Raw genomic sequence first — 24,976 nt, forward strand, 5'->3', positions numbered from 1 at the left:
AAATGGTTCTGCCGGGCGACAACGTGTCGATGGAAGTGAAGCTGATCGCTCCGATCGCCATGGAAGAAGGTCTGCGCTTTGCCATTCGCGAAGGCGGCCGTACCGTGGGCGCAGGCGTGGTGGCTAAAATCATCAAGTAAGTTTTAAAATGCAACAAGCGGACGAAGCGATACCGCCTCGTCCGCGCAGTCGAGCGGATTGCGCGCCGTGTAGCAGTAACCGCCGCAATCCACAGCAGTTCTTAGGGGTATAGCTCAATTGGCAGAGCGTCGGTCTCCAAAACCGAAGGTTGTAGGTTCGATTCCTACTGCCCCTGCCATCATCGCCACGGCTTGCAGGCCGTGCTAGCAGCGGGGTCACTCGCCTGAATATGTCGAACACCAACGTAGAAACCGTAAGCAGCACCGTAGACCGCCTGAAGCTGGGTCTGGCGGTGCTTGTCATCATTGCCGGCATCGTTGCGTTCTCGGTGCTCGACGACCAACCTGCCGTAGCCCGGGTCGGTATATTCATTGGCAGCGTCATCATTGCCGCTTTCATTGCATGGTTCAGCGAACCCGGTCGTCGTTCCATCGGATATCTGCGCGACTCGTATAACGAAGTCAAGCGCGTTACCTGGCCGACCCGCAAAGAAGCCACACAAATGACCGCCATTGTGTTCGTGTTTGTGGCGATCATGGGGCTGTTCTTGTGGCTCGTCGACAAAACGCTGGGCTGGGCCATTTATGGTCTGCTGCTGGGCTGGAGATAAAGGCCACACATGAGCAAACGTTGGTATGTCGTCCACGTCTATTCCGGCATGGAGAAAAGTGTGCACAAGGCGCTGCTCGAACGCATCGAGCGTGCCGGGCTCGAGTCGTCCTTCGGCCGCATACTGGTTCCCTCCGAAGAGGTCGTCGAAGTAAAGGGTGGAAAAAAATCCATCACCGAACGTCGTATTTTTCCCGGCTATGTGCTGGTCGAGATGGATCTCACCGACGAAACCTGGCACTTGGTCAAGAACACTAACCGGGTAACCGGTTTTCTGGGTGGCTCGGGCAATCGTCCCGCGCCGATCTCCGACCGCGAGGTCGAAAAGATCCTTTCCCAGATGGAAGAAGGCGTCGAAAAGCCTCGTCCAAAAATCCTCTTCGAGGTGGGCGAGATGGTTCGCGTCAAAGAAGGTCCCTTCGCCGATTTCAACGGAAACGTCGAAGATGTCAATTACGAGAAAAGCAAGGTGCGGGTATCGGTCACTATCTTTGGCCGCGCCACACCTGTAGAACTCGATTTTGGTCAGGTCGAAAAAACCTGACGTTTATCCAACCCCCGGGGAGCCGTCCGTTGCAATCGGCCGGCGTCTGAACCCGTAAGGAGCAAAGCATGGCGAAGAAAATCGTCGGCTTTATCAAGCTGCAAGTACCGGCTGGTAAAGCGAACCCATCCCCCCCAATTGGCCCGGCTCTGGGTCAACGTGGCCTGAACATCATGGAATTCTGCAAGGCGTTCAACGCCCAGACCCAAGGCATGGAGCCAGGTCTGCCGATTCCAGTGGTGATCACCGCCTACGCCGACAAGAGCTTCACCTTCATCATGAAGACGCCTCCGGCGGCTATCCTGATCAAGAAGGCTTCGGGCATTCAGAAGGGTTCGGCTCGTCCGAACTCCGACAAGGTCGGCACCCTGACACGCGCTCAGGCCGAAGAAATTGCCAAGACCAAGCAGCCCGATCTGACGGCGTCCGATCTTGACGCTGCCGTTCGCACCATCGCGGGCAGCGCCCGTAGCATGGGTATCACGGTCGAGGGGGTGTAACATGGCCAAGCTAAGCAAACGCGCCGCCGCGATCCAGGCCAAAATCGATCGCAACAAATTCTATCCCGTCGCCGAAGCACTGGCGCTGGTCAAGGAAACCGCCACTGCCAAATTCGATGAGTCCATCGACGTCGCGGTTCAGCTGGGTATCGACCCGAAGAAATCCGACCAGCTCGTGCGCGGCTCTGTCGTTCTGCCCGCCGGTACCGGTAAATCCGTTCGCGTCGCTGTGTTCGCCCAAGGCGACAAGGCCGAAGCCGCCAAGGAAGCCGGTGCGGACGTCGTCGGTTTCGAAGATCTGGCCGAAAGCATCAAGGCCGGCAATCTCGACTTTGACGTCGTCATCGCTTCGCCGGACGCCATGCGCGTAGTTGGCGCCCTGGGTCAGGTGCTGGGTCCTCGTGGCCTGATGCCCAACCCCAAGGTCGGCACCGTTACGCCTGACGTCGTCACGGCTGTCAAGAACGCCAAGGCAGGTCAGGTGCAGTATCGTACCGACAAGGCGGGCATTATTCACGCCACGATCGGCCGTGCTTCCTTCGGCGTCGAGCAGCTTCAGGAAAACCTGAACGCTCTGGTTGACGCGCTGAACAAGGCCCGTCCGGCGTCGTCCAAGGGTATTTATCTGCGCAAGCTTGCCGTTTCGTCCACCATGGGCGGCGGTGCTCGCGTCGAACTAGCTTCGCTGGCGGTCTGACAGACCCCGGCAACATGAACTTTGGGCTGCATCGGAGCTGTGCCTCGATGTTGCTGTCAAAGACCGCTGGAGCCCCCAACCAACCGCAAGGGCGGGCAAGGGCTTAATCGTCAGGTAGTTATTACTGTATCCAGCGTAGACGGCGCCCATGGAAGATTTCTTTCAAGAACTCGACCAGGTGCGCCGCATTCGGTAGACACAAGAGACCCTCTCTCGTGTCGTTAGATGGAGTGTTCAAACCGTGAGTCTCAATCGTGAAGAGAAAGCGGTCGTAATTGAGGAAGTCTCCGCAGAACTTGCGAAGGCCCAGTCAGTTATTATCGCCGAGTACCGTGGTCTGGACGTCGCTGCCGTCACCGTATTGCGCAAACAAGCGCGTGAGTCGGGTGTGTATCTGCGTGTTCTGAAGAACACGTTGGTTCGCCGTGCTGTGGCAGGAACACCTTTCGAGGTGCTTTCTTCCAAAATGTCTGGTCCGCTTATGTACGCGATCAGCGAAGATCCAGTCTCGGCCGCCAAGGTACTCGCCAGTTTCGCGAAAACCAACGACAAGCTCGTTATCACCGGCGGGGCATTGCCCGACAACGCCCTCGATACCGAAGGCGTGAAGGCTCTGGCCACCATGCCGACCCGCGACGAGCTGTTGGCGAAACTGATGGGCACCATGCAGGCACCCATTACGCAGTTTGTGCGTACGCTCAACGAAGTTCCCACCAAATTCGTTCGTGGCCTTGCGGCCGTGCGCGATCAGAAAGAGGCTGCGTAAGCCCTTTCGGGACTCGTCGAAAGACCGAGCGATACCCAACCCTGGCATTTATACCTATTTGGAGTTCTAAAAATGGCATTAAGCAAAGCAGAAATCCTGGACGCCGTCGCTAACCTGACCGTCCTGGAATTGTCCGAACTGATCACGGACATGGAAGAAAAATTCGGTGTGTCGGCTGCTGCCGCTGCCGTCGCTGTTGCTGCTCCTGCAGCTGGTGGCGCAGCTGCTGCTGCAGAAGAAAAGACCGAATTTGACCTGATCCTGGCCGAAGTTGGTTCCAACAAGGTCAGCGTCATCAAGGCCGTGCGTGAAATCACTGGTCTGGGCCTCAAAGAAGCCAAGGACCTCGTTGACGGTGCTCCGAAGCCTGTCAAGGAAGGCATGTCCAAGGCTGACGCTGAAGAAGCTCAGAAGAAGCTTGAAGAAGCTGGCGCCAAAGTCGAGCTCAAGTAAGCTTGTCGACGCCTGCCCGGGAAGGTTTTTGGCCTTCCCGGGCTTTTGCGTCTCCAGAAAACCCGTATTTGACTGCTTGCCAGTGAAGCCGGGTTCTCTGGAGTCGTAAGCCAGGGCCGTGGTTGACGGCCCATGTAACCCCTCGAGTCGGAGTGCTCATGCCTTATTCGTATACCGAAAAAAAGCGCATACGTAAGAGCTTCGCCAAACGTGAAGACGTCCAAGACGTACCCTACCTTTTGGCGACTCAACTGCAATCATTTTCTACATTCTTGCAGTCAGATACACCCCCATCACAACGCAAGGACGAAGGCCTGCAAGCCGCCTTTACCTCAATATTTCCGATAGTAAGCCATAACGGAATGGCGCGCCTGGAGTTCGTCAGCTACGTGCTGGGCGACCCGGTATTCGATGTTAAAGAATGCCAGATGCGCGGCCTGACTTACGCCTCGCCATTGCGTGCCAAAGTGCGCCTGGTACTGATGGACCGCGAGGTAAGCAAGCCCACCATCAAGGAAGTCAAGGAACAGGAAGTATACATGGGCGAGATGCCGCTCATGACCAATACGGGCTCTTTTGTCATCAATGGTACCGAGCGCGTCATTGTGTCGCAGCTGCATCGCTCGCCTGGTGTGTTCTTCGAACACGACCGTGGCAAAACCCACAGTTCGGGCAAGCTGCTGTTCTCGGCCCGCGTGATTCCTTACCGTGGTTCATGGCTCGACTTCGAATTCGACCCCAAGGACATTCTGTTCTTCCGTGTCGACCGTCGTCGCAAGATGCCGGTAACCATTTTGCTCAAGGCCATCGGCATGACGCCCGAGGCCATCCTGGCGCATTTCTTCGATTTCGACAATCTCGAGCTGAAATCCGACGGTGCCATGCTCGAGTTCGTGCCCGAGCGCTGGAAAGGTGAAGTAGCGCGCTTTGACATCACCGACCGCGACGGCAAGGTCATTGTCGAAAAAGACAAACGCATCAATGCCAAGCATTTGCGCGATATGGCTGCCGCCAAGATCGAACACCTGTCTGTACCCGACGACTTCATCCTGGGACAGGTGCTGGCCAAGAACGTGATCAATCCGGAAACCGGCGAAGTTATTGCCAACGCCAACGACGAGATCACGGAAACGATTCTGGCTGATATCCGCGACGCCAATATCCGCGAAATTCAGACCTTGTTCACCAATGACCTGGATCGCGGCGCGTATATCTCGCAAACCCTGCGTACGGACGAAACTGCCGACCAGATGGCAGCGCGTGTCGCCATCTATCGCATGATGCGTCCTGGCGAGCCGCCAACTGAAGAAGCTGTCGAAGCCCTGTTCCAGCGTCTGTTCTACAGCGAAGAAACTTACGATCTGTCGCGTGTCGGCCGCATGAAGGTCAACAGCCGTCTGGGTCGTGGCGACGACATGTCCGGCCCCCTCACGCTTACCGACGAAGACATCCTTGACACCATCAAGGTGCTGGTCGAGCTGCGTAACGGCCGTGGCCAGATCGACGACATCGATCACCTGGGTAACCGCCGTGTGCGCTGCGTGGGCGAATTGGCCGAGAACCAGTTCCGTGCCGGCCTCGTACGTGTCGAACGTGCTGTGAAAGAACGCTTGGGCCAGGCAGAGGCCGAAAACCTCATGCCCCATGACCTGATCAACTCCAAGCCCATCTCGGCGGCAATCAAAGAGTTTTTCGGGTCCAGCCAGCTATCGCAGTTCATGGACCAGACCAACCCCTTGTCCGAGATCACGCACAAGCGTCGCGTCTCGGCTCTCGGACCTGGCGGTCTTACCCGCGAACGCGCCGGCTTCGAAGTTCGCGACGTTCATCCCACTCACTATGGTCGTGTCTGCCCCATCGAAACGCCTGAAGGCCCGAACATCGGCCTGATCAACTCGATGGCTCTATATGCACGCCTGAACGAGTTTGGCTTCCTCGAAACTCCTTATCGCAAGATTGTCGACGGCAAGGTCAGCGATCAGATCGACTATCTGTCCGCTATCGAAGAAAGCAACTACGTCATTGCACAGGCCAACGCCACGCTTGACGAAGAAGGCCGTTTTGTCGACGACCTGGTTGCCTGCCGCGAGGCCGGCGAAACCATGCTGACGTCGCCCGAGAATATTCAGTACATGGACGTGGCCCCGTCGCAGATCGTTTCGGTCGCTGCTTCGCTGATCCCCTTCCTTGAGCACGACGACGCCAACCGTGCCCTGATGGGTGCCAACATGCAGCGTCAGGCCGTGCCGTGCCTGCGTCCCGAAAAGCCTCTGGTGGGTACCGGCATCGAACGTACCGTAGCTGTTGACTCGGGCACGACCGTACAGGCCATCCGTGGCGGTATTGTCGACCACGTTGATGCCGACCGTATCGTGATTCGCGTCAACGACGACGAGAACGTCGCAGGCGAGGTGGGTGTTGATATCTACAACCTCATCAAGTACACGCGTTCCAACCAGAACACCAACATCAACCAGCGCCCTATCGTCAAGCGTGGCGATCAGGTCGCTCGTGGTGACGTTCTGGCCGACGGTGCTTCGACCGACCTGGGCGAGCTGGCATTGGGCCAGAACATGCTGGTCGCGTTCATGCCCTGGAACGGCTACAACTTCGAGGACTCGATTCTTATTTCCGAGAAGGTTGTAGCTGACGACCGCTATACCTCGGTGCACATCGAAGAACTGACGGTCGTGGCTCGCGATACCAAGCTCGGACCAGAAGAAATCACTCGAGACATCAGCAATCTGGCTGAAACCCAGCTGAACCGTCTCGACGATTCCGGCATTGTCTATATCGGTGCCGAAGTACGCGCCGACGACGTGCTGGTCGGCAAGGTCACGCCCAAGGGCGAAACCCAGCTGACCCCCGAAGAGAAGCTTCTGCGCGCCATCTTTGGCGAGAAGGCCTCTGACGTCAAGGACACCTCGCTGCGCGTGCCCTCGGGCATGGTCGGAACAGTAATTGACGTTCAGGTGTTCACGCGTGAGGGTATCGAGCGCGACAAACGTGCCCAGTCCATCATCGACGACGAGCTGCGCCGTTATCGCCAAGACCTCAACGACCAGTTGCGTATCGTCGAGAACGACACCTTCGATCGTATCGGCAAGTTCCTGGTTGGCAAAACGGTTAATGGCGGTCCTCGCAAGCTGGCCAAGGGTACCGCTATTACACGCGAATACCTTGACGATCTCGACCGCTGGCAGTGGTTCGACATTCGCCTGGCCGACGAGGCGCATGCTGTCGTGCTCGAGCAGGCCAAAGAGTCGCTCGAACACAAGCGTCACCAGTTTGATCTGGCCTTCGAAGAAAAGCGCAAGAAGCTTACACAGGGCGACGAACTGCCCCCCGGCGTGCTCAAGATGATCAAGGTCTATCTGGCCGTCAAGCGTCGCTTGCAGCCAGGTGACAAAATGGCCGGTCGTCACGGTAACAAGGGTGTTGTTTCGCGTATTACCCCTGTCGAGGACATGCCTCACATGGCCGACGGTACCCCTGTCGACATTGTTCTTAACCCGCTGGGCGTTCCTTCGCGGATGAACGTCGGACAGGTACTCGAAGTTCACCTGGGCTGGGCAGCCAAGGGTCTTGGTCATCGTGTTGCCGAAATGCTTCAGGATGAACGTGGCGTACAGGTCAAGCAGCTGCGCGAATACCTGCAGAAGGTATACAACGCCGGCGGCGGATCCGCTCACCTCGAAGACCTGACCGATGACGAGCTGGTTGAAATGGCTCGCAATCTGAAGGACGGCATGCCTGTTGCTACCCCAGTGTTTGACGGTGCAACCGAAGAGGAGATCGGCGAGATTCTCGAGCTGGCCTACCCCGACGAAGAAGCCAAGAAGCTCAAGCTCACACCCGATCGCACTCAGGCCTGGCTGTACGACGGCCGCACCGGCGACCAGTTCGAACGTCCGGTCACTATCGGTTACATGCATTACCTCAAGCTGCATCACTTGGTCGACGACAAGATGCACGCGCGTTCTACGGGCCCCTATTCGCTCGTTACGCAGCAACCGCTTGGTGGTAAGGCTCAGTTCGGTGGCCAGCGCTTTGGTGAGATGGAAGTCTGGGCACTCGAGGCTTACGGTGCTTCGTACACCCTGCAGGAAATGCTCACGGTCAAGTCCGATGACATCACCGGTCGTACCAAGGTGTACGAGAACATCGTCAAGGGTGATCACGTCATCGATGCAGGCATGCCCGAGTCGTTCAACGTCCTCGTCAAAGAAATTCGATCTTTGTCGCTAGACATGGATTTGGAGCGTAAATAATGAAAGCGCTACTCGACCTTTTCAAACAAGTCTCGCAAGACGAGCAATTCGACGCCATCAAGATCGGTATTGCGTCGCCCGAGAAGGTGCGCTCTTGGTCTTACGGTGAAGTCCGTAAGCCCGAGACCATCAACTACCGCACGTTCAAGCCCGAGCGTGATGGCCTGTTCTGCGCCAAGATTTTTGGCCCGGTAAAAGACTACGAATGTCTTTGCGGCAAGTACAAGCGTCTCAAGCATCGCGGCGTTATCTGCGAAAAATGCGGCGTTGAGGTCACTGTTGCCAAGGTGCGCCGCGAGCGTATGGGTCACATCGAGCTGGCCAGCCCCGTTGCGCACATCTGGTTCCTGAAGAGCCTGCCTTCCCGCCTGGGTATGGTGCTGGACATGACCCTGCGCGACATCGAGCGGGTTCTGTATTTCGAAGCATGGTGCGTAATCGAGCCCGGCATGACTCCGCTCAAGCGTGGTCAGATCATGTCCGACGACGATTTCCTCGCCAAAACCGAAGAATACGGCGACGACTTCCATGCGCTGATGGGTGCCGAAGCGGTTCGTGAACTGCTGCGCACCATCGACATCGATCGCGAAGTGGAAACCCTGCGCGCTGAGCTCAAGGCCACCGGTTCCGACGCCAAGATCAAGAAGATTTCCAAACGTCTGAAAGTGCTTGAAGGCTTCCAGAAGTCGGGCATCAAGCCCGAATGGATGATCATGGAAGTCCTGCCCGTGTTGCCGCCCGACCTGCGCCCGTTGGTGCCGCTCGATGGCGGACGTTTCGCGACCTCCGACCTGAACGACCTGTATCGCCGGGTCATCAACCGCAACAACCGCCTCAAGCGTTTGCTCGAGCTCAAGGCTCCCGACATTATCCTGCGCAACGAAAAGCGCATGCTGCAGGAGTCGGTTGACTCACTGCTTGATAACGGTCGCCGTGGCAAGGCCATGACTGGCGCCAACAAGCGTCAGCTCAAGTCGCTGGCCGACATGATCAAGGGCAAGAGCGGTCGCTTCCGTCAGAACCTGCTGGGCAAGCGCGTCGACTACTCCGGTCGTTCGGTTATTGTGGTCGGCCCGCAGCTCAAGCTGCATCAGTGCGGTCTGCCCAAGCTGATGGCGCTCGAACTGTTCAAGCCCTTCATCTTCAACCGTCTTGAAATGATGGGCCTGGCTACCACCATCAAGGCAGCCAAGAAGCTGGTCGAAAGCCAGGAGCCCGTGGTCTGGGATATTCTCGAAGAAGTCATTCGTGAGCATCCCGTCATGCTCAACCGTGCTCCAACGCTGCACCGCCTGGGTATTCAGGCGTTTGAGCCTGTGCTGATCGAAGGCAAGGCCATTCAGCTGCACCCCCTGGTCTGCGCGGCATTTAACGCCGACTTCGACGGTGACCAGATGGCCGTTCACGTGCCGCTATCGCTCGAGGCCCAGCTCGAGGCCCGCACCCTGATGCTGGCGTCGAACAACGTGCTGTTCCCCGCTAACGGCGAACCTTCCATCGTGCCGTCCCAGGATATCGTTCTGGGTCTGTACTATGCCACTCGCGAGCGTATCAACGGCAAGGGTGAAGGCATGTTCTGCGCCGACGTGGCCGAAGTTCAGCGCGCGTACGACAACGGCGAAGTCGAACTCCAGACTCGCATTACCGTGCGATTGAACGAGTACGAAAAGGACGCCTCCGGCGAATACCAGCCGGTACTCAAGCGCTTTGAAACCACGGTCGGTCGTGCCTTGCTGTCCGAGATCCTGCCCCAGGGGCTGCCGTTCTCGTCGCTGAACCGTCCCCTCAAAAAGAAAGAGATTTCACGGCTCATCAACCAGTCCTTCCGTCGTTGCGGTCTGCGTGCCACGGTCATCTTCGCCGACAAGCTGATGCAGGCCGGTTTCCGCCTGGCAACGCGTGGTGGTATTTCCATCGCCATGAACGACATGCTCGTGCCTTCGGTCAAGGAAGAAATCCTTGCACAGGCAAGTGCCGAGGTCAAAGAGATCGACAAGCAGTATTCGTCCGGTCTGGTAACCGCCCAGGAACGCTACAACAACGTGGTGGATATCTGGGGCAAGGCAGGCGATAAGGTCGGCCGTTCAATGATGGAGCAGCTCTCGACCGAGCCGGTCATCGATCGTCATGGCAACGAAGTTCGCCAGGAATCGTTCAACTCCATCTACATGATGGCCGATTCGGGCGCCCGGGGTTCTGCTGCCCAGATCCGCCAGTTGGCTGGTATGCGTGGCCTGATGGCAAAGCCCGATGGCTCGATTATCGAGACACCGATTACCGCCAACTTCCGCGAAGGCCTGAACGTCCTTCAGTACTTCATCTCGACTCACGGTGCGCGTAAAGGTCTGGCCGATACGGCTCTCAAGACCGCCAACTCGGGCTACCTCACCCGCCGTCTGGTCGACGTGACGCAAGACCTGGTCATCACTGAAGTCGATTGCGGCACCACGCATGGCTACACCATGAAGGCGCTGGTCGAAGGTGGTGAAGTCATCGAGCCGCTGCGTGATCGCATCCTGGGCCGCGTAACTGCCACAGACATCATTAATCCTGATACCCAGGAAACTGCTGTCGCCGCCGGTACGCTGCTGGACGAAGACCTGGTCGAGTACATCGATCAGCTGGGTGTCGATGAAGTCAAGATTCGTACTCCGCTAACTTGCGAAACCCGCCATGGCCTTTGCGCCCACTGCTATGGTCGCGACCTGGGTCGTGGCAGCATGGTCAACCAGGGTGAAGCGGTGGGTGTTATTGCCGCTCAGTCCATCGGTGAGCCGGGTACGCAGCTTACGATGCGTACCTTCCACATCGGTGGTGCCGCTTCGCGTGCCGCCATGGCAAGCTCGGTCGAAACCAAGTCCGCCGGTACGGTTGGATTCGAGCTGTCGATGCGTTACGTGACCAATGCACAGGGCGCCAAGATTGCGATCTCCCGTTCGGGTGAAATCGTGGTGTTCGACGACAGCCGTCGTGAGCGTGAGCGTCACAAGATTCCGTACGGCGCCACGATTACCGTCAGTGACGGCGACGTGGTCAAGGCGGGCCAGCGTCTGGCGTCGTGGGACCCTCTTACACGTCCGATCGTGTCCGAGTACTCCGGTCAGGTCCGCTTCGAGAATATCGAAGAAGGCGTTACGGTTGCCCGTCAGGTCGACGAAATCACCGGTCTGTCGACCCTGGTGGTAATCACTCCCAAGACGCGCACTGGCAAGACCATGATGCGGCCTCAGATCAAGCTGCTCAACGAAGCGGGCGAAGAGGTCAAGATCGCTGGTACCGAGCACCCCGTCAACATCTCCTTCCCAGTGGGCGCACTGATTACCGTGCGTAACGGGCAGCAGGTGTCGGTGGGTGAAATTCTTGCCCGTATCCCTCAGGAATCGCAGAAGACCCGCGATATCACGGGAGGTCTGCCTCGCGTGGCCGAGCTGTTCGAAGCCCGCTCACCCAAGGATGCCGGCACATTGGCCGATGTCACGGGTACGGTTTCGTTCGGTAAGGACACCAAGGGCAAGCAGCGTCTTGTCATCACCGACCTCGATGGCGTCAGCCATGAAACGCTGATCCCCAAAGAGAAGCAGGTGCTGGTGCACGACGGCCAGGTCGTCAACAAGGGCGAGATGATCGTCGACGGTCCGCCTGATCCGCACGATATCCTGCGTCTGCAGGGCATCGAGCGTCTGGCCAGCTATATCGTCAACGAGGTGCAGGACGTTTACCGCTTGCAAGGTGTGAAGATCAACGACAAGCACATTGAAGTCATCGTGCGTCAGATGCTGCGTCGTGTGAATATCGTCGATCCGGGCGATACCAGCTTCATTACTGGCGAGCAGGTTGAACGTTCCGAACTGCTCAACGAAAACGATCGCATGGAAGCAGAAGGCAAGATTCCGGCCACCTACGAGAACGTGCTGCTGGGTATTACCAAGGCTTCTTTGTCGACCGATTCGTTCATCTCGGCGGCTTCCTTCCAGGAAACCACCCGGGTTCTGACCGAAGCAGCCATCATGGGCAAGCGCGACGAACTTCGCGGCCTCAAGGAAAACGTCATTGTCGGCCGGCTTATCCCGGCGGGTACCGGCATGTCGTATCACAAGGCTCGCAAAGAAAAAGAGCGTTTCGAGGAGGCCGAGCGCGAAGCCGCACGTGCGCTGGCCAACCCCTTCGAAGATACTCCGCCTTCCGCTGCCGAGGCGCATGTTGCCGATGGTTCCACGGATGCCGATACCCCGGCGCCAGAAGCCAACAGCGACGAGTAAAACCGCTTGGCCGGCGTAGGCCGGCCAGCGTCTCAAGCCGCCAGGTTCACCATGTACCTGGCGGCTTTTTCATGCCTAGGATTTACCCTAGAGTTCACAAAAATCTATTGGTGCCGGAAAAAACACCTGCTATAAAAGCTACAAATACACCTGTAATTACACTTAAAGCAGGAGGTTGACGCGGCATGGATGCAGGACAAACACGTAAGTACGTGATCGCCACCGATGTCGGTGGCACGTGTACAGACACAGTAGTTTTTGCGGCCGGCGAGCCGATTCGTATCGGCAAGGCTTTATCTACGCCGCCAGATTACGCCACCGGAATCTTTGATTCCATCCGCTCGGCAGCGGATTCAATGGGCGAAGAAGTTGAGAGCCTTCTGGCCCAGACATATCTTTTCGTGCATGGGTCAACCGTTGTCGATAACACCATCCTGACCCGCGACGGCGCCAAAGTCGGGTTGCTGACCACAGAGGGCTTTGAGGATACGATTCTGGTTACCCGCGGTGCCTATGGCCGCTGGGGCGGACTGACCGAAGACCGCATCAAGCACATCGTCAAGACCGAACGTGCCGACCCCTTGGTAGATGCCGATCTCATTCATGGCATTGGTGAACGCGTCGATGCCACGGGCGAAGTCCTGCGCGAACTGGACGAGGCCGAAGTCGAAACGGCGCTGCGCTATCTGGTCGACGAAAAAGGCGCCGAGGCTATTGCGGTTTCATTGCTTTGGTCGTTCGCCAACCCCATCAACGAACAGACGATCAAGAAGGTTGCCGCGCGCGTCGCGCCACAAGCGTATTGCACGCTCTCCTCCGAGATTGCACCCTTGCCGGGCGAGTACGAGCGTACCTCCACTGCGGTCATCAACGCCTATTGTGGCGGTATCACGCAAAGCTATCTGGCGGATCTGCACAGCAAGCTGTCGGCAACGGATTACCGCGGACAGACCATGGTTATGCAAGGCTATGGCGGCTTGCTGCCTGCAGGCGAAGCCGGCGACCGATCGGTAGGAATGCTTGAGTGCGGGCCCGCAGCAGGTGTCATTGGAAGTAAATCGTTGGGCCAGCTGCTTGATCAGCCTGATGTCATCGCCGTCGATATGGGTGGCACCACCTTCAAGGTGAGCGTGATTCAGGATGGAGAAATCGAATACGCACGCGAACCGATGGTGGATCGCTTCCATTATTCGGCGCCAAAGATCGAAGTCGTGTCCATCGGTGCCGGTGGCGGTTCCATTGTCAGCATCGATCCGGTAACCGGCGAACCGCGTGTCGGGCCGCGCTCGGCCGGTTCGCGACCCGGCCCCATCTGCTACGGGCTTGGCGGTAAAGAGCCTACCCTTACCGACGTGTTCATGCTGATCGGCTACATGGATCCCAACACCTTCCTGGGTGGTTCCATGAAGCTTGACGTGGAGCCCGCACGTCGCATTTTCGAAGAGAAAATTGCCCGGCCTCTGGGCATGAATGTGGAAGAAGCCGCTATCGGTATCTACCGTCTGGCCTCCGCTCAAATTACCGATCTTATCCGCGAGATCACGGTTGAGCGCGGGCTCGATCCGCGAGACTTCGTCATGCATTCGTTTGGCGGGTCATGCGGGATGCTGTCCACCATGTTTGGTTCCGAGCTTGGCGTTCGCAAGATTGTTGTGCCGTACACGGCGTCGGTCAATTGCGCTTTCGGTCTGGTTTCCGCTGATATTGTGCATCAGTATTCGGTAACCAAAACTTTGCCCGCCTCGGTTCCTGCTTCGGAAATCAACGCCATCTACGAGCCCCTTATCGAGCAGGCTCGCAAGCAGCTGCGCGAAGAAGGCTTCAGCGACGATGAAATGCGTTTTGAATGGTCGGTAGACTTGCGCTACGCCCGACAGGTACACGAGCTGACAACACAAGTCCGTGCCCAGACTCCCCTGACCGACGAAGGCCTGGCCCAGCTGTTGAATGATTTCGAAGCCCTGTACGAGCGCAAGTTCGGAAAAGGTTCTGCCTATCGCGAAGCCGGCATCGAGATGAAGCTGTTCCGGCTGAAGGCTGAAGGTCTGCTGAAGAAACCTGAAGTACCCACCGTGCCAATGGGCGGTCCGGATGCCAGCGGTGCGCTGATCGGCAAACGCAATATTTTTGTCGAGCAGGCCGGCGGATTGGCCCCGGCCGATATTTACGACTTTGAAAAGCTGTCTCCGGGTAATCGTTTTTCGGGCCCGGCAGTCATCCACACGCCGATCACCACCATCGTGCTTCAAGCGGGTCAGCGTGCGACCGTCGATGAGTATCGCAACGTCATAGTCGAATTCGAGTGAGGTCAAGCATGGATCCAATTACCTATTCCATCATCCGTCACCGCTTGTTCCGGGTTGTCGAAGAGGCGGTCATCACGCTCAAGCATGTTTCGGGCACGGCCATTACCAACGAAGGCCACGACCTGATGGTCAGCCTGTATCGCGCCGACGGCTCGCTGCTCATGGGTGGCGTGGGCTTTCTTCACCACCTTACAAGTGCTGCCGAGGCCTGCAAGGCAGTCATCCGTCGATTCGAAGGCCAGATCGAAGAAGGCGACGTTTACATGCTGAACGACCCGTACACGGCCGCGCTTCATACTTCCGACGTGTACATGCTGGCGCCCATTCATTACCAGGGCAAGCTCGTGGCATGGAGCGCCTGCTTTGTTCACGTGTCCGATATTGGTGCCATGAACCCCGGCGGATTCGCTCCGGATGCCAAGGACATCTATAGCGAAGGCTTCAGCAGCCCCGGTATCAAGTTGATCAGCCGCGGTGAATTGCGCCAGGACATCTGGGACACCTTCCTTAACATGGTGCGAAGCCCCGAAATGGTGGCGCTCGATCTGCGGTCGCTCATTGCCTGCAACAACGTGGCCGGTCAGCGCATGCTGGCACTGATCGAAAAATATGGTGCCGACGCTGTCGACCATGTTGGCCGCACCTTGATCGAACAGTCAGAGCAGCTGCTTCGCCAGCGATTGCGCGAGCTGCCCGACGGTCAATGGCAGTCTCGCCAGTACATTGATGTGAAGGGTGAAACAGCCAAAGTGCTGTTGACCATGACCAAGCGCGACGACACATTGACGTTCGACTTTACGGGGTCGAGCCCCCAGTCGGCCTACAGCGTCAACTGCACGAAATGGGCGGCTCTGGGAGGTTTGTTTGCCCCCTTGTTCCCCCTGCTTTGCTACGACATCACGTGGAACCAGGGTGCTGTTGAACCCATTACCATGATCGCGCCGGAAGGCAGCATCGTGAACTGCACGCGCCCTGCGCCGGTCTCGGTCGCAACAGTAGGCGCGATTCAGTCCGTCAATAATGCGGCCTGTTCGGCTATCGGCAAGATGCTCGCCGCCAGCGAGAAATACAAGGACGAGGCCACCGCCGTCTGGCACGCCAACCACTTCGCCGTGTTCATGTTTGGCCGGACACGCGAAGGCCGCCTTGCCATCGACACGCTTACCGAAACCTTTGCGGGTGCGGGCGGCGCCAAGACCTATGGCGATGGCGTTGATATCGGTGGCGAAATGCCGAACCCGATCTCGCGTATGGCGAACGTGGAAACCGTGGAAGGTGCTTTCCCCATCCGATATCTGTTCCGCCGTCGCATGCTCGATTCCGGTGGTGCAGGTCGATATCGCGGTGGCGTAGGGGGCGAAATCGCTATCGTTCCGCACGGCAGTCCCGACGGGGGCATCAACTTTGTATTGTCAGGCAAGGGGTCCAAGTTTCCCATGAGCGATGGTTTGGCCGGAGGCGTATCCGGAGCTGCCAACGATTATGTGCTGTACCGCGGCCCGGCAGATGACAAGGCCCCGCCCCGGCTTGAAACCGACGCCGCTTCCTTGACCGGCACACCCGAAGCCATCAGTTGGGGTGTGTTCCCGTTAGGCCAGAACGATGCCTTCTACCTGCGTTGGAACGGCGGCGGCGGTGTGGGCGACCCCCTGCTTCGCCCCGTTTCCGACATTGCCAACGATGTAGCCACCCGCCGCGTTTCCGTTGAAGCCGCCGAAACCATATACGGCGTGGTGTTCACCGATGGTAAGCCTGACGAAGCCGCTACTCGCGCGCGGCGTGAGCAAATGAAGGCCGAGCGTCTTAATGTAGGAGTACACGCATGACAAGCAGAATTTCTCCCACCCTGGTCCGGCGAAACGAAGAAGGCGGCAGCGTCATCTGCTGCGCTGAATGCGGACATGCATTGACGTCTCCGGGCGATGACACGCATTGGAAAGATCGCGCTGCACTAAAGACAGTGCCGGTGCGCCAGCAGCCGGGCTGGTCCTCTTCCGTGCATCCCGACCTTGTATTGCGGCAGTTTGCCTGCAATGATTGCGGGCATCTGTTGGATAGCGAAGTCGCTTTGCCCGAAGACCCTTTTCTTTATGACATCGTGCACACGGTAAAACAGAACGCACGGTATTAAGTTGATTGGTGAAAAAATGCACAACATACAAATTCGGCAAGAAATTCTTGACAGGCTCATGGCTCGCCGTGGCCGCATCAATTTCTACGAAACAATTGATCCTTCGCGCACGGCGCTTGTTGTCATCGACATGCAGAACACGTTCTGCGCGCCCGGGTCGCCGGCTGAAGTGGCCACCTCGCGGGGCATCGTGCCGAACATCAATGCCCTTACTGCAGAGTTACGCAAAGACGGAGTACCGGTAATCTGGGTATTGCACGCCAATACACAGCATAAAGGGCGCAGCGACTGGGAGCTGTTCTACAACCACGTGGTTGCCGGTGACGTACGTACGCGTACGCTGGAGCACAATTCGCCAGAGAATCAGGCTGTTTACTCCGAGCTTGAAACCAGCGACGAAGACATTGTCATCATCAAGAACCGATACAGCGCGCTTACCGCGGGTTCGTCTTCGCTCGAACGTGTTTTGCGCAGCATGGGGATCGATTCGGTGCTGATCGCCGGAACCAAGACCAACGTGTGCTGCGAATCTACCGCGCGCGACGCGATGATGATGGATTTCAAGGTGACCATGCTTTCCGATTGTTGTGCTGCGTTGTCTGATGAGGAACACCGTTCGGCACTCGAGAACATCATTCAGCAATTTGGAAACGTGCTTACCAGTAAGGAAGCCCTTGAGATGATGCGCAGTTTCAAGCAGTAGAGGGATTTGCGGGTCCTGAATCCCGCAAGACGGCCTGGCCGTCGCAGCAACGCAGCATCGACCCACTACCGATTTAGGAGACAGCTATGCTTCGCCGATTGCTTTGCACACTTTGCCTTGCGGTTCTGCCATTTACGGTAACTGCGCAAGACAAGTCCAACCTTAAAGTGGCCTTGATCTTGCCAGGTTCGGTGACAGACGGCACATTTAACAGTGCCGCTGCCGCCGGTATAAAGAAAGCCCAAGAGAAGTATCCCGGGATTCAGGTTTCAATCCGAGAAAATACCGATGTAGCGCAGGCTCAGGAAGCGCTCACATCGTATGCGCACGACGGCTACGACGTCGTCATTGCGCACGGCTTTCAGTTTGCCGATCCGGCCAAGCGCATCCATAAGCGCTTTCCCAATACCTGGTTCATCGTAAACACCACCAAGGTAGCGGCCGCGCCGAACCTGGCATCGTTTGATAATCGTTGGGGAGACGCGGGTTATATGGCCGGCGCCGTGGCAGCCTTGATGAGCAAGTCGGGCAAGATCGCCAACGTGCCGGCAATTCCGGTTCCCACCATCCAGGAATACGACGAAGGATTCAAGAACGGCAGCAAGCGTATCAATCCCGACATCGAGGTGATGTCGGCATACGTAGGCTCGTTCTCGGATATTGCCAAGGCCAAGGAGATCACCACCAGCATGATCGATAGTGGCGCCGATGTCGTCTCGGGTATCGGAAACGAGAACGTACTGGGTACTTTGCAAGCCGCCAAGGAAAAAGGTGCGCTGATGATCGGTACGGCATTTGATTCGGCTGCCCTGGCACCAGACACCATCGTCACTACCGCCCTGATCAATTTCGATGTAAACATCGACATGGCCATCGGCAAAATCATTGACGGCACCATCGAGCCCAAGAACTATCTGCTGGGTCTTAACGAAGAAGGCATAGGCCTTGCGCCCCTGCGCAACTTCGAAGGCAAGCTGTCCGATAAGGATAAGGCCGCCATCAAGGAAATCCAGGATGGTATCCGGGCCGGTACCATCGACGACCTGCCTGAAATCCGCGAAAAAGCCAACTGATCCGGAGCTCAATCATGGCGGAAGCAGCTTTGCTGCAGCTCGACGCCGTTACCAAACGGTTCGGCAGCCTGGTGGCCAACGACAAGGTTAGCTTTGACGTTGGCCCTGGCGAGGTCATCGGAATCCTTGGTGAAAACGGTGCGGGCAAATCGACCCTGATGAACATCATCTCGGGCCTGATCCGGCCCGACGGTGGAGTCATTACTTTCGAGGGGCGAGAAGTTGACTTTGATTCGCCCCGAGAGGCCGCTGAAGCGGGCATCGGTATGGTTCACCAGCATTTCAAGCTGGTCGGAGCGCTGACCGTTGCCGAGAACCTGGCTTTGGGAGACCCGCGCTGGGGGCGTCGTACGCTGTTGCGTTTCGACGAGCTTAGATCCACCATTTCGGCACTTGCCCAGCGTCTGGGCGTCGAGGTGGATTTTGATGCGCGGGTCGATCGCCTTACGGTAGGACAGCAGCAGCGGGTCGAAATCATGAAGGTGCTGTCGCGACGGCCCCGCCTGCTGATTCTGGACGAGCCCACCGCAGTGCTTTCCCAGGAAGAACGCCCGGCCTTGTTCCGCCTGGTGGCCGAACTGGCGGCACAAGGCACCTCGGTCATTATCATCAGCCACAAGCTGGAAGACATTCTGGATAGTTGTCGTCGCGTGGTGGTCATGCGGCATGGCTGCGTGGTCAGTGTGTCAGAGGTGGGCGGTAAAAGTCGTGAAGACCTTATTCGCCTGCTGGTGGGCGACGACATGCCCACGCTGCGGCCAAAAGAGCAACCGACCGATGCGGGGCAGTGCTTGTTGAAGGCATCGGGAATCGGTGTTCGCCGGCCCAACGGAACTACAGCCTTGCAGGATGTCAGCTTCGAACTGCGCCGGGGTGAAATCCTGGCGTTGTGCGGCGTCGAGGGTAACGGGCAGTCTGAACTGGTGCAGGTGGTTGCGGGCTTGCTGAAGCCGGAAACCGGTCATCTGCAATATTGGTTTGACCTCGACCATACGTCGTACCTGGACGCTGCCATATTGCGTCGGTCGGGAGTGTGCCATATTCCCGAAGATCGACTCAGGGACGGGGTTCTGGTTGATGCCACATTGGGCGAGAATTTCCTGCTTACTCATCTTGACTCCGAACAGTTCAACCGTAATGGGTGGTTGCGTCCTGCAGCGGTTGAAGAAGCGGTGGCCGAGGCGGTCAGCACTTATTCCGTCAAGACACCGGGCTTGCGGGCACGCATGGCCCAGTTGTCCGGCGGAAATCAGCAGAAACTGGTTCTGGCGCGCGAGCTGGCCAGCGACCCCAGCCTGATCATTGCGGCGCATCCCACGCGTGGACTCGACGTCAAGACAATCGCCTTTATCAACAACAGGCTGTTGGCGCGTCGTTCGGCAGGCGCAGGCGTGTTGCTGGCATCAGCCGACCTGGCGGAAGTCTGGCAGGTAGCAGATCGCATCATGGTTTTGTCTGCAGGCCGTCTGCACGGTCCTGTAGCGGTTTCCGAAACGAATATTCAGGAAGTTGGTCGGTGGATGACGCAAAGATGACAGCCGGCACCAGCCTGTTTGCCGGCCCTGCACCTGGTTCAGATGGCCGCTGGTATTTATGGTGGGCGGCCCTGGTAATTGTTGTAATCACGGCTTTGATTCCGGCGGCCTTTATTGTGGCGGCGGGCAAGGATCCCGTTGCCGCCTATAAGGCATTGCTGGTTTATACCCTGGCAACGTCCAGTGGATTCTATGAGGTTCTCACCCAGAGTATTCCGCTTGCGCTGGTTGGGCTTGGGGTAGTGGTGGCATTCAGGGCTGGGGTCTTCAATATTGGTGGAGACGGGCAGTTTCTTCTGGGGGCGATGGCCGCGTTTATTTTCGCGCCCTGGTTCGGCGAGCTGCCTCAGCCCTTGGGTCTGCTGCTGTACCTGATGGTTGGTTTTGTCGGCGGTGGGTTGCTGGGCGTGCTGGTAGGTTGGTTGCTTGTGCGATTTCGAGCAAGCGAAATCATATCTACCATCGTGCTGAATTTTATTGTCATGCAGTTGCTCAGTTGGGCTATTCGTGGCCCGCTCCAAGAGCCTGCTCGCCTTATGCCATGGAGCGAGTACCTGCCCGAAACCCTGTTGCTGCCCAACCTTATTGCCGGCAGCCGGGTGCATTACGGTCTGGTGGTGGCGCTGGTTGCCCTGGTGGTACTGGCGGTCGTAGTCAAGAAGACCGCCTTTGGTTTCAAGCTGACCACTGTTGGACGAAATCCCTCAGCGGCGCGTTACGCCGGCATGCGTGAAAAAAGAGTCATCTTGTGGGCAATGCTGATCAGCGCAGGCATGGCCGGCCTGGCCGGGGCCGTGCAGGTGGCGGGGATTCACGAGCGGCTCCAGGACAATTTCTCTGCAGGATACGGCCAGGCAGCGATTGCCATTGCGCTCATGGCCCGGCTGTCTCCAATGTGGGTGGCACCCATGGCCATACTGTTTGCCATCTTTTATGTAGGGGCCGGCGTGTTGCAGCGCGAAGCCAATATCCCCTTTCCCATTGTCTACATTATTGAAGGCGTGGTGATTCTGGGCTTTTTGTGTTTTGACGCCATTTCCAGCCGACACAAGGAGAACGCCTGATGGATCTGTTAATTGCCGGGCTGGCGGCCGCCGGTATTCGTCTGAGCATTTCTATTGCATTTGCTGCACTGGGAGAAACCGTCGCGCAACGGGCCGGCGTCATGAACGTCGGTCTGGAAGGCATTATGTTGTTCAGCGCCTTTCTGGCTGCCGCCGGAGCCGTGTACACAGGAACCCCATGGGGCGGCGTTGGGCTTGCCGTGTTGGGTGGCCTTGTGCTGGCTGCCATTCACGGTGTCGTTTCCATTTACTTGTGCGCCAACCAAATCGTGTCGGGTCTGGCGCTGGTGTTTCTGGGTGCGGGGCTTTCAGGCGTAGGTTATCGCCTTACCATTGGAGGTGCGCCGGTGATGATCCCCTCGTTTCCAGCGGTCAATTTCGGACCATTGCGCGACATTCCATTCATTGGACCCGTGTTCTTCAGCCATACTTTGTTGGTGTATGTGGCCGTAGCCCTGGCTTTCGTGCTGTATTGGACCCTGGGGCGCACCGGTCGCGGGCTCGAACTGCGGGCATCGGGCGAAAACCCTCAGGCAGCCGATGCCGCGGGCATCGATGTGAACCGGTACCGCCTGGCTGCCGTGCTGTTTGGCGGAGCCATGGCAGGAATGGGTGGCGCGTTTCTGGTTCTGGCTCAGGTGAATGCGTTCGTTGAGGGCATGGTGGCGGGTCGTGGTTTCATTGCCATTGCCTGTGTCGTATTTGGCGGGTGGAATCCCCTGGGGGTTCTGGTGGCCTGTCTGGGGTTTGGACTTGCTGACGCGCTGCAGATTCGACTTCAAACCTGGTATTCCGACATTCCGTACCAGTTCTTTGTCATGATGCCGTACGTTGTGGCATTGATTGCGCTGGTAATATTTGCAAGTCGCTCCGCGGGTCCTGCCGCACTGGCACTTCCGTTCAGATCGCTGCGTGCGCGCCGGAGTGCCGCATGAGACGGGCGGGGTCTGCGGCGGCCCAGCTCGCAGTTAAACCTCGCAATTCGTCCAAATCAACTATGTCTTCGACTCTAGACCTTGAGCCTCCACATCTGAAGCTGGAGCAGAACATCGCGTTTCAGATGGCTTCGATCATTTTCCGGATGGAACAGGACCTTCGGAATTTCACCTTGCGCAAGCTCGATATCACCTACATCCACTTTCGGGTCCTGCAATATCTTCTTGAAGAAGACGGCAAGAACATCAGCGAAATTGCCCGCGCCACGGCGGTCAGGCCTGCGGTGTTGAGCAGGGTGGTCAGCCAGATGGAAGATCGCGATCTGGTCGAACGCCGCGACGATCCGAATGACAATCGTTCGACACGGGTTTATCTGACCGAGCTGGGCCGAAGCAAATATGCCCAGGCGTGGCCCGATGCCTATCGCATCATTCAAAATGCCTTCGGCGTGTTGTCAGAAGCCGAGCGGGAAGCACTCGAAACGTCGCTTAAACGGGTGGCGGATCATGTGTGCCGATTCTGATACAGCCAGGCAAGTGGTACGTTGACCTGCAGGCTTTGCCTATGCTACTATGGCTAGCTAACCGTAAAAAGCCACTTGCGCCTTTTAATCTACAGAAGGGCATTGCTTACACGGTTGTTGCAATACCCCGCTCTTTACACGTAGTTTTTCTGTGAATAGGCGGTTATTGCGACCGCCTAAGTTGTTTTTGACGTTCTGTGACGTGTACCAGCGTTCAAAACCAATAAACGCCTAGGCGAATCTGGTACATCGAAAAGTACGTTCATGACGCCCACTTGCCAGGCGTGTAACATTCACAGGATGCGTAAAGGTTATGCCAACCATTAGTCAACTCGTGCGCAAGCCGCGCGAAGTCAGCCGCGCAAGCAGCAAGAGCCCCGCGCTCGAAAACTGCCCTCAGCGCCGTGGTGTTTGCACTCGTGTGTACACCACTACCCCCAAGAAGCCAAACTCCGCCTTGCGTAAAGTCGCCAAGGTTCGTCTGACCAACGGCTTCGAAGTCATTTCTTATATCGGCGGTGAAGGCCACAACCTGCAAGAGCACTCGGTCGTTCTGGTGCGCGGCGGTCGTGTCAAGGATCTGCCCGGTGTTCGCTACCACATCGTTCGAGGCTCGCTCGACCTGCAAGGCGTTAAAGATCGCAAGCAGGCGCGCTCCAAGTACGGCGCCAAGCGTCCCAAAGCTTAAGTTTTTTCTGGCTGGTTCGTCCAGTCGTATCAGTGCAGCCTGGGCTCCAGCCCATGGCATGTAAGTGGTCATTCCGATGAATGATCGTGGCCGTGCAAGGGCACGGTTCAACTGAACTGTCACAAGGAAGTTAAAAATGCCTCGTCGTCGCGAAGTTCCCAAACGTGAGATCCTCCCGGATCCCAAATTCGGCAGCGTAGAGCTTGCCAAGTTCATGAACGTTGTCATGTTGTCCGGTAAAAAGGCTGTCGCAGAGCGCATCATCTACGGCGCCCTTGATCACATCCAGGCTAGAACTGGCAAAGAGCCTATGGAAGTGTTCAATACCGCAATCAACAACATCAAACCTCTGGTCGAAGTAAAAAGCCGTCGCGTCGGTGGCGCCAACTACCAGGTGCCGGTCGAAGTGCGTCCCGTGCGTCGCCTGGCTCTGGCCATGCGCTGGCTGCGCGAAGCCGCCAAGAAGCGCGGCGAAAAGTCGATGGACTTGCGCTTGGCCGGCGAATTGCTCGACGCAGCTGAAGGCCGCGGCGGTGCAATGAAGAAGCGCGAAGACACGCACAAAATGGCCGAAGCCAACAAGGCATTCAGCCATTTCCGTTGGTAATCTAAGGACTTACACATCATGCCCCGCAAAACCCCCATCGAGCGCTACCGCAACATCGGTATCTCTGCCCACATTGACGCAGGCAAGACCACAACCACCGAGCGCATTCTGTTCTACACCGGTGTAAACCATAAAATCGGCGAAACCCACGAGGGTTCGGCTACGATGGACTGGATGGAGCAGGAACAAGAGCGTGGCATTACCATCACTTCGGCTGCCACGACAGCCTTCTGGCGCGGTATGGCGGGTGATCGCCCCGAGCATCGCATCAACATCATCGACACCCCGGGACACGTCGACTTCACGATCGAAGTCGAGCGCTCCATGCGCGTCCTGGATGGCGCCTGCATGGTGTATTGCGCTGTGGGCGGCGTGCAGCCTCAGTCTGAAACCGTATGGCGTCAGGCCAACAAATATGGTGTGCCCCGTCTTGCCTTCATCAACAAGATGGACCGCACCGGCGCCAACTTCTTCAAGGTCTACGATCAGCTGAAGCTTCGCCTCAAGGCCAACCCTGTGCCCATCGTCATCCCTATCGGTGCCGAAGAGAACTTCAAGGGTGTGGTCGACCTGATCAAGATGCGCGGCATCATCTGGGACGAAGCCTCGCAGGGTACCAAGTTCGAATACGTCGACATTCCCGCCGAGCTCCAGGCTACCGCCGAAGAGTGGCGCGAAAAGCTTGTTGAGTCGGCAGCTGAAGCTAACGAAGAGCTCATGAACAAGTATCTCGAGACAGGCGAGCTGTCCGAGGACGAAATCAATCTGGGCCTTCGTCTGCGCACCATTGCCGGCGAAATCCAGCCCATGCTCTGCGGCACGGCGTTCAAGAACAAAGGTGTTCAGCGCATGCTTGACGCGGTGCTCGACTACCTGCCTTCGCCCGTGGATATTCCTCCGGTCGAAGGTGTGGACGACGACGGCAATGCCATCAGCCTGCCTGCAGACGACAACGCCAAGTTTTCGGCACTGGCATTCAAACTCATGAGCGATCCGTTCGTGGGTCAGCTGACCTTCGTGCGTGTTTATTCGGGCGTGTTGCACGCTGGTGAAACCGTTTACAACCCGGTCAAGGGCAAGAAAGAGCGTATCGGCCGTATCCTGCAAATGCACGCGAACAACCGTGCCGAGATCAAAGAAGTTCTCGCCGGTGACATCGCCGCAGTCGTG

The 24,976-nt window shown here is 57.5% G+C and carries 20 protein-coding genes, 1 tRNA gene and 1 pseudogene; all 22 read left to right on the forward strand.

Annotated elements, in window-relative coordinates:
- Window positions 1–140 (forward strand): annotated as a pseudogene (locus Q1J88_RS09015) (elongation factor Tu); the annotation flags it as partial.
- A gap of 103 nt (window positions 141–243) precedes the next feature.
- Window positions 244–319: transfer RNA gene (locus Q1J88_RS09020), tRNA-Trp, on the forward strand.
- Between the two features lie 51 nt (window positions 320–370).
- Window positions 371–751, forward strand: coding sequence for a preprotein translocase subunit SecE (gene secE, locus Q1J88_RS09025; protein ID WP_301117307.1), 381 nt, complete (start codon window positions 371–373; stop codon window positions 749–751).
- Between the two features lie 9 nt (window positions 752–760).
- Window positions 761–1,294 (forward strand): transcription termination/antitermination protein NusG, encoded by a 534-nt coding sequence (nusG, locus tag Q1J88_RS09030; protein WP_301117309.1) that lies wholly within the window; start codon window positions 761–763, stop codon window positions 1,292–1,294.
- Between the two features lie 68 nt (window positions 1,295–1,362).
- Window positions 1,363–1,794 (forward strand): 50S ribosomal protein L11, encoded by a 432-nt coding sequence (rplK, locus tag Q1J88_RS09035; protein ID WP_301117311.1) that lies wholly within the window; start codon window positions 1,363–1,365, stop codon window positions 1,792–1,794.
- Window position 1,795: 1 nt separating this feature from the next.
- Window positions 1,796–2,491 carry a 50S ribosomal protein L1 gene (rplA, locus tag Q1J88_RS09040; protein WP_301117313.1) on the forward strand — a complete coding sequence of 232 codons (696 nt, stop codon included), beginning with the start codon at window positions 1,796–1,798 and terminating at the stop codon, window positions 2,489–2,491.
- A 241-nt stretch (window positions 2,492–2,732) separates the two neighbouring features.
- Window positions 2,733–3,257 (forward strand): 50S ribosomal protein L10, encoded by a 525-nt coding sequence (rplJ, locus tag Q1J88_RS09045; RefSeq protein ID WP_301117314.1) that lies wholly within the window; start codon window positions 2,733–2,735, stop codon window positions 3,255–3,257.
- Between the two features lie 72 nt (window positions 3,258–3,329).
- A complete protein-coding gene (gene rplL / locus Q1J88_RS09050) occupies window positions 3,330–3,710 on the forward strand; it encodes a 50S ribosomal protein L7/L12 (RefSeq protein WP_301117315.1) in 381 nt (126 codons plus the stop codon).
- A 158-nt stretch (window positions 3,711–3,868) separates the two neighbouring features.
- Complete coding sequence (gene rpoB / locus Q1J88_RS09055) at window positions 3,869–7,981, forward strand: DNA-directed RNA polymerase subunit beta (protein ID WP_301117316.1); 4,113 nt, start codon at window positions 3,869–3,871, stop codon at window positions 7,979–7,981.
- Entirely contained in the window at window positions 7,981–12,240 is a 4,260-nt protein-coding gene (rpoC, locus tag Q1J88_RS09060) for a DNA-directed RNA polymerase subunit beta' (protein ID WP_301117317.1), read from the forward strand. The genes rpoB and rpoC overlap by 1 nt, the downstream gene beginning before the upstream one ends.
- Before the next feature lie 185 nt (window positions 12,241–12,425).
- Window positions 12,426–14,546 carry a hydantoinase/oxoprolinase family protein gene (locus tag Q1J88_RS09065; RefSeq protein WP_301117319.1) on the forward strand — a complete coding sequence of 707 codons (2,121 nt, stop codon included), beginning with the start codon at window positions 12,426–12,428 and terminating at the stop codon, window positions 14,544–14,546.
- Between the two features lie 8 nt (window positions 14,547–14,554).
- Window positions 14,555–16,372, forward strand: a complete 1,818-nt coding sequence (locus tag Q1J88_RS09070; protein WP_301117320.1) for a hydantoinase B/oxoprolinase family protein — start codon at window positions 14,555–14,557, stop codon at window positions 16,370–16,372.
- Window positions 16,369–16,677, forward strand: coding sequence for an acetone carboxylase subunit gamma (locus Q1J88_RS09075; RefSeq protein ID WP_301117322.1), 309 nt, complete (start codon window positions 16,369–16,371; stop codon window positions 16,675–16,677). The genes Q1J88_RS09070 and Q1J88_RS09075 overlap by 4 nt, the downstream gene beginning before the upstream one ends.
- A 16-nt stretch (window positions 16,678–16,693) precedes the next feature.
- Window positions 16,694–17,380, forward strand: coding sequence for an isochorismatase family cysteine hydrolase (locus tag Q1J88_RS09080; RefSeq protein WP_301117323.1), 687 nt, complete (start codon window positions 16,694–16,696; stop codon window positions 17,378–17,380).
- A gap of 86 nt (window positions 17,381–17,466) precedes the next feature.
- Window positions 17,467–18,453, forward strand: coding sequence for a BMP family protein (locus Q1J88_RS09085; protein WP_301117324.1), 987 nt, complete (start codon window positions 17,467–17,469; stop codon window positions 18,451–18,453).
- 14 nt (window positions 18,454–18,467) lie between these two features.
- Entirely contained in the window at window positions 18,468–19,988 is a 1,521-nt protein-coding gene (locus Q1J88_RS09090) for an ABC transporter ATP-binding protein (protein WP_301117325.1), read from the forward strand.
- Window positions 19,970–21,052 carry an ABC transporter permease gene (locus tag Q1J88_RS09095; RefSeq protein ID WP_301117326.1) on the forward strand — a complete coding sequence of 361 codons (1,083 nt, stop codon included), beginning with the start codon at window positions 19,970–19,972 and terminating at the stop codon, window positions 21,050–21,052. Before Q1J88_RS09090 ends, Q1J88_RS09095 begins: the two co-directional genes overlap by 19 nt.
- A complete protein-coding gene (locus tag Q1J88_RS09100; RefSeq protein WP_301117327.1) occupies window positions 21,052–21,987 on the forward strand; it encodes an ABC transporter permease in 936 nt (311 codons plus the stop codon). The genes Q1J88_RS09095 and Q1J88_RS09100 overlap by 1 nt, the downstream gene beginning before the upstream one ends.
- Window positions 21,988–22,049: 62 nt before the next feature.
- Entirely contained in the window at window positions 22,050–22,511 is a 462-nt protein-coding gene (locus Q1J88_RS09105; protein ID WP_301117328.1) for a MarR family transcriptional regulator, read from the forward strand.
- Window positions 22,512–22,824: 313 nt separating this feature from the next.
- Window positions 22,825–23,199, forward strand: a complete 375-nt coding sequence (rpsL, locus tag Q1J88_RS09110; RefSeq protein WP_301117329.1) for a 30S ribosomal protein S12 — start codon at window positions 22,825–22,827, stop codon at window positions 23,197–23,199.
- 136 nt (window positions 23,200–23,335) lie between these two features.
- The gene (gene rpsG / locus Q1J88_RS09115; protein WP_301117330.1) at window positions 23,336–23,806 is read left to right on the forward strand and encodes a 30S ribosomal protein S7; all 471 of its coding nucleotides are present in this window, start codon (window positions 23,336–23,338) and stop codon (window positions 23,804–23,806) included.
- 18 nt (window positions 23,807–23,824) lie between these two features.
- The coding region (locus tag Q1J88_RS09120) for a GTP-binding protein (RefSeq protein WP_301117331.1) at window positions 23,825–24,976 on the forward strand (1,152 nt) is incomplete at its 3' end.

The organism is Pusillimonas sp. (assembly GCF_029263785.1).
GTDB lineage: Bacteria > Pseudomonadota > Gammaproteobacteria > Burkholderiales > Burkholderiaceae_B > Pusillimonas.

Excerpts from the sequence above, each read along its gene's own strand:
- secE (WP_301117307.1), top strand. The coding sequence starts at position 371 with ATGTCGAACACCAACGTAGAAACCGTAAGCAGCACCGTAGACCGCCTG.
- nusG (WP_301117309.1), top strand. The coding sequence starts at position 761 with ATGAGCAAACGTTGGTATGTCGTCCACGTCTATTCCGGCATGGAGAAA.
- rplK (WP_301117311.1), top strand. The coding sequence starts at position 1,363 with ATGGCGAAGAAAATCGTCGGCTTTATCAAGCTGCAAGTACCGGCTGGT.
- rplA (WP_301117313.1), top strand. The coding sequence starts at position 1,796 with ATGGCCAAGCTAAGCAAACGCGCCGCCGCGATCCAGGCCAAAATCGAT.
- rplL (WP_301117315.1), top strand. The coding sequence starts at position 3,330 with ATGGCATTAAGCAAAGCAGAAATCCTGGACGCCGTCGCTAACCTGACC.
- rpoB (WP_301117316.1), top strand. The coding sequence starts at position 3,869 with ATGCCTTATTCGTATACCGAAAAAAAGCGCATACGTAAGAGCTTCGCC.
- rpoC (WP_301117317.1), top strand. The coding sequence starts at position 7,981 with ATGAAAGCGCTACTCGACCTTTTCAAACAAGTCTCGCAAGACGAGCAA.
- Q1J88_RS09065 (WP_301117319.1), top strand. The coding sequence starts at position 12,426 with ATGGATGCAGGACAAACACGTAAGTACGTGATCGCCACCGATGTCGGT.
- Q1J88_RS09070 (WP_301117320.1), top strand. The coding sequence starts at position 14,555 with ATGGATCCAATTACCTATTCCATCATCCGTCACCGCTTGTTCCGGGTT.
- Q1J88_RS09075 (WP_301117322.1), top strand. The coding sequence starts at position 16,369 with ATGACAAGCAGAATTTCTCCCACCCTGGTCCGGCGAAACGAAGAAGGC.
- Q1J88_RS09080 (WP_301117323.1), top strand. The coding sequence starts at position 16,694 with ATGCACAACATACAAATTCGGCAAGAAATTCTTGACAGGCTCATGGCT.
- Q1J88_RS09085 (WP_301117324.1), top strand. The coding sequence starts at position 17,467 with ATGCTTCGCCGATTGCTTTGCACACTTTGCCTTGCGGTTCTGCCATTT.
- Q1J88_RS09090 (WP_301117325.1), top strand. The coding sequence starts at position 18,468 with ATGGCGGAAGCAGCTTTGCTGCAGCTCGACGCCGTTACCAAACGGTTC.
- Q1J88_RS09100 (WP_301117327.1), top strand. The coding sequence starts at position 21,052 with ATGGATCTGTTAATTGCCGGGCTGGCGGCCGCCGGTATTCGTCTGAGC.
- Q1J88_RS09105 (WP_301117328.1), top strand. The coding sequence starts at position 22,050 with ATGTCTTCGACTCTAGACCTTGAGCCTCCACATCTGAAGCTGGAGCAG.
- rpsL (WP_301117329.1), top strand. The coding sequence starts at position 22,825 with ATGCCAACCATTAGTCAACTCGTGCGCAAGCCGCGCGAAGTCAGCCGC.
- rpsG (WP_301117330.1), top strand. The coding sequence starts at position 23,336 with ATGCCTCGTCGTCGCGAAGTTCCCAAACGTGAGATCCTCCCGGATCCC.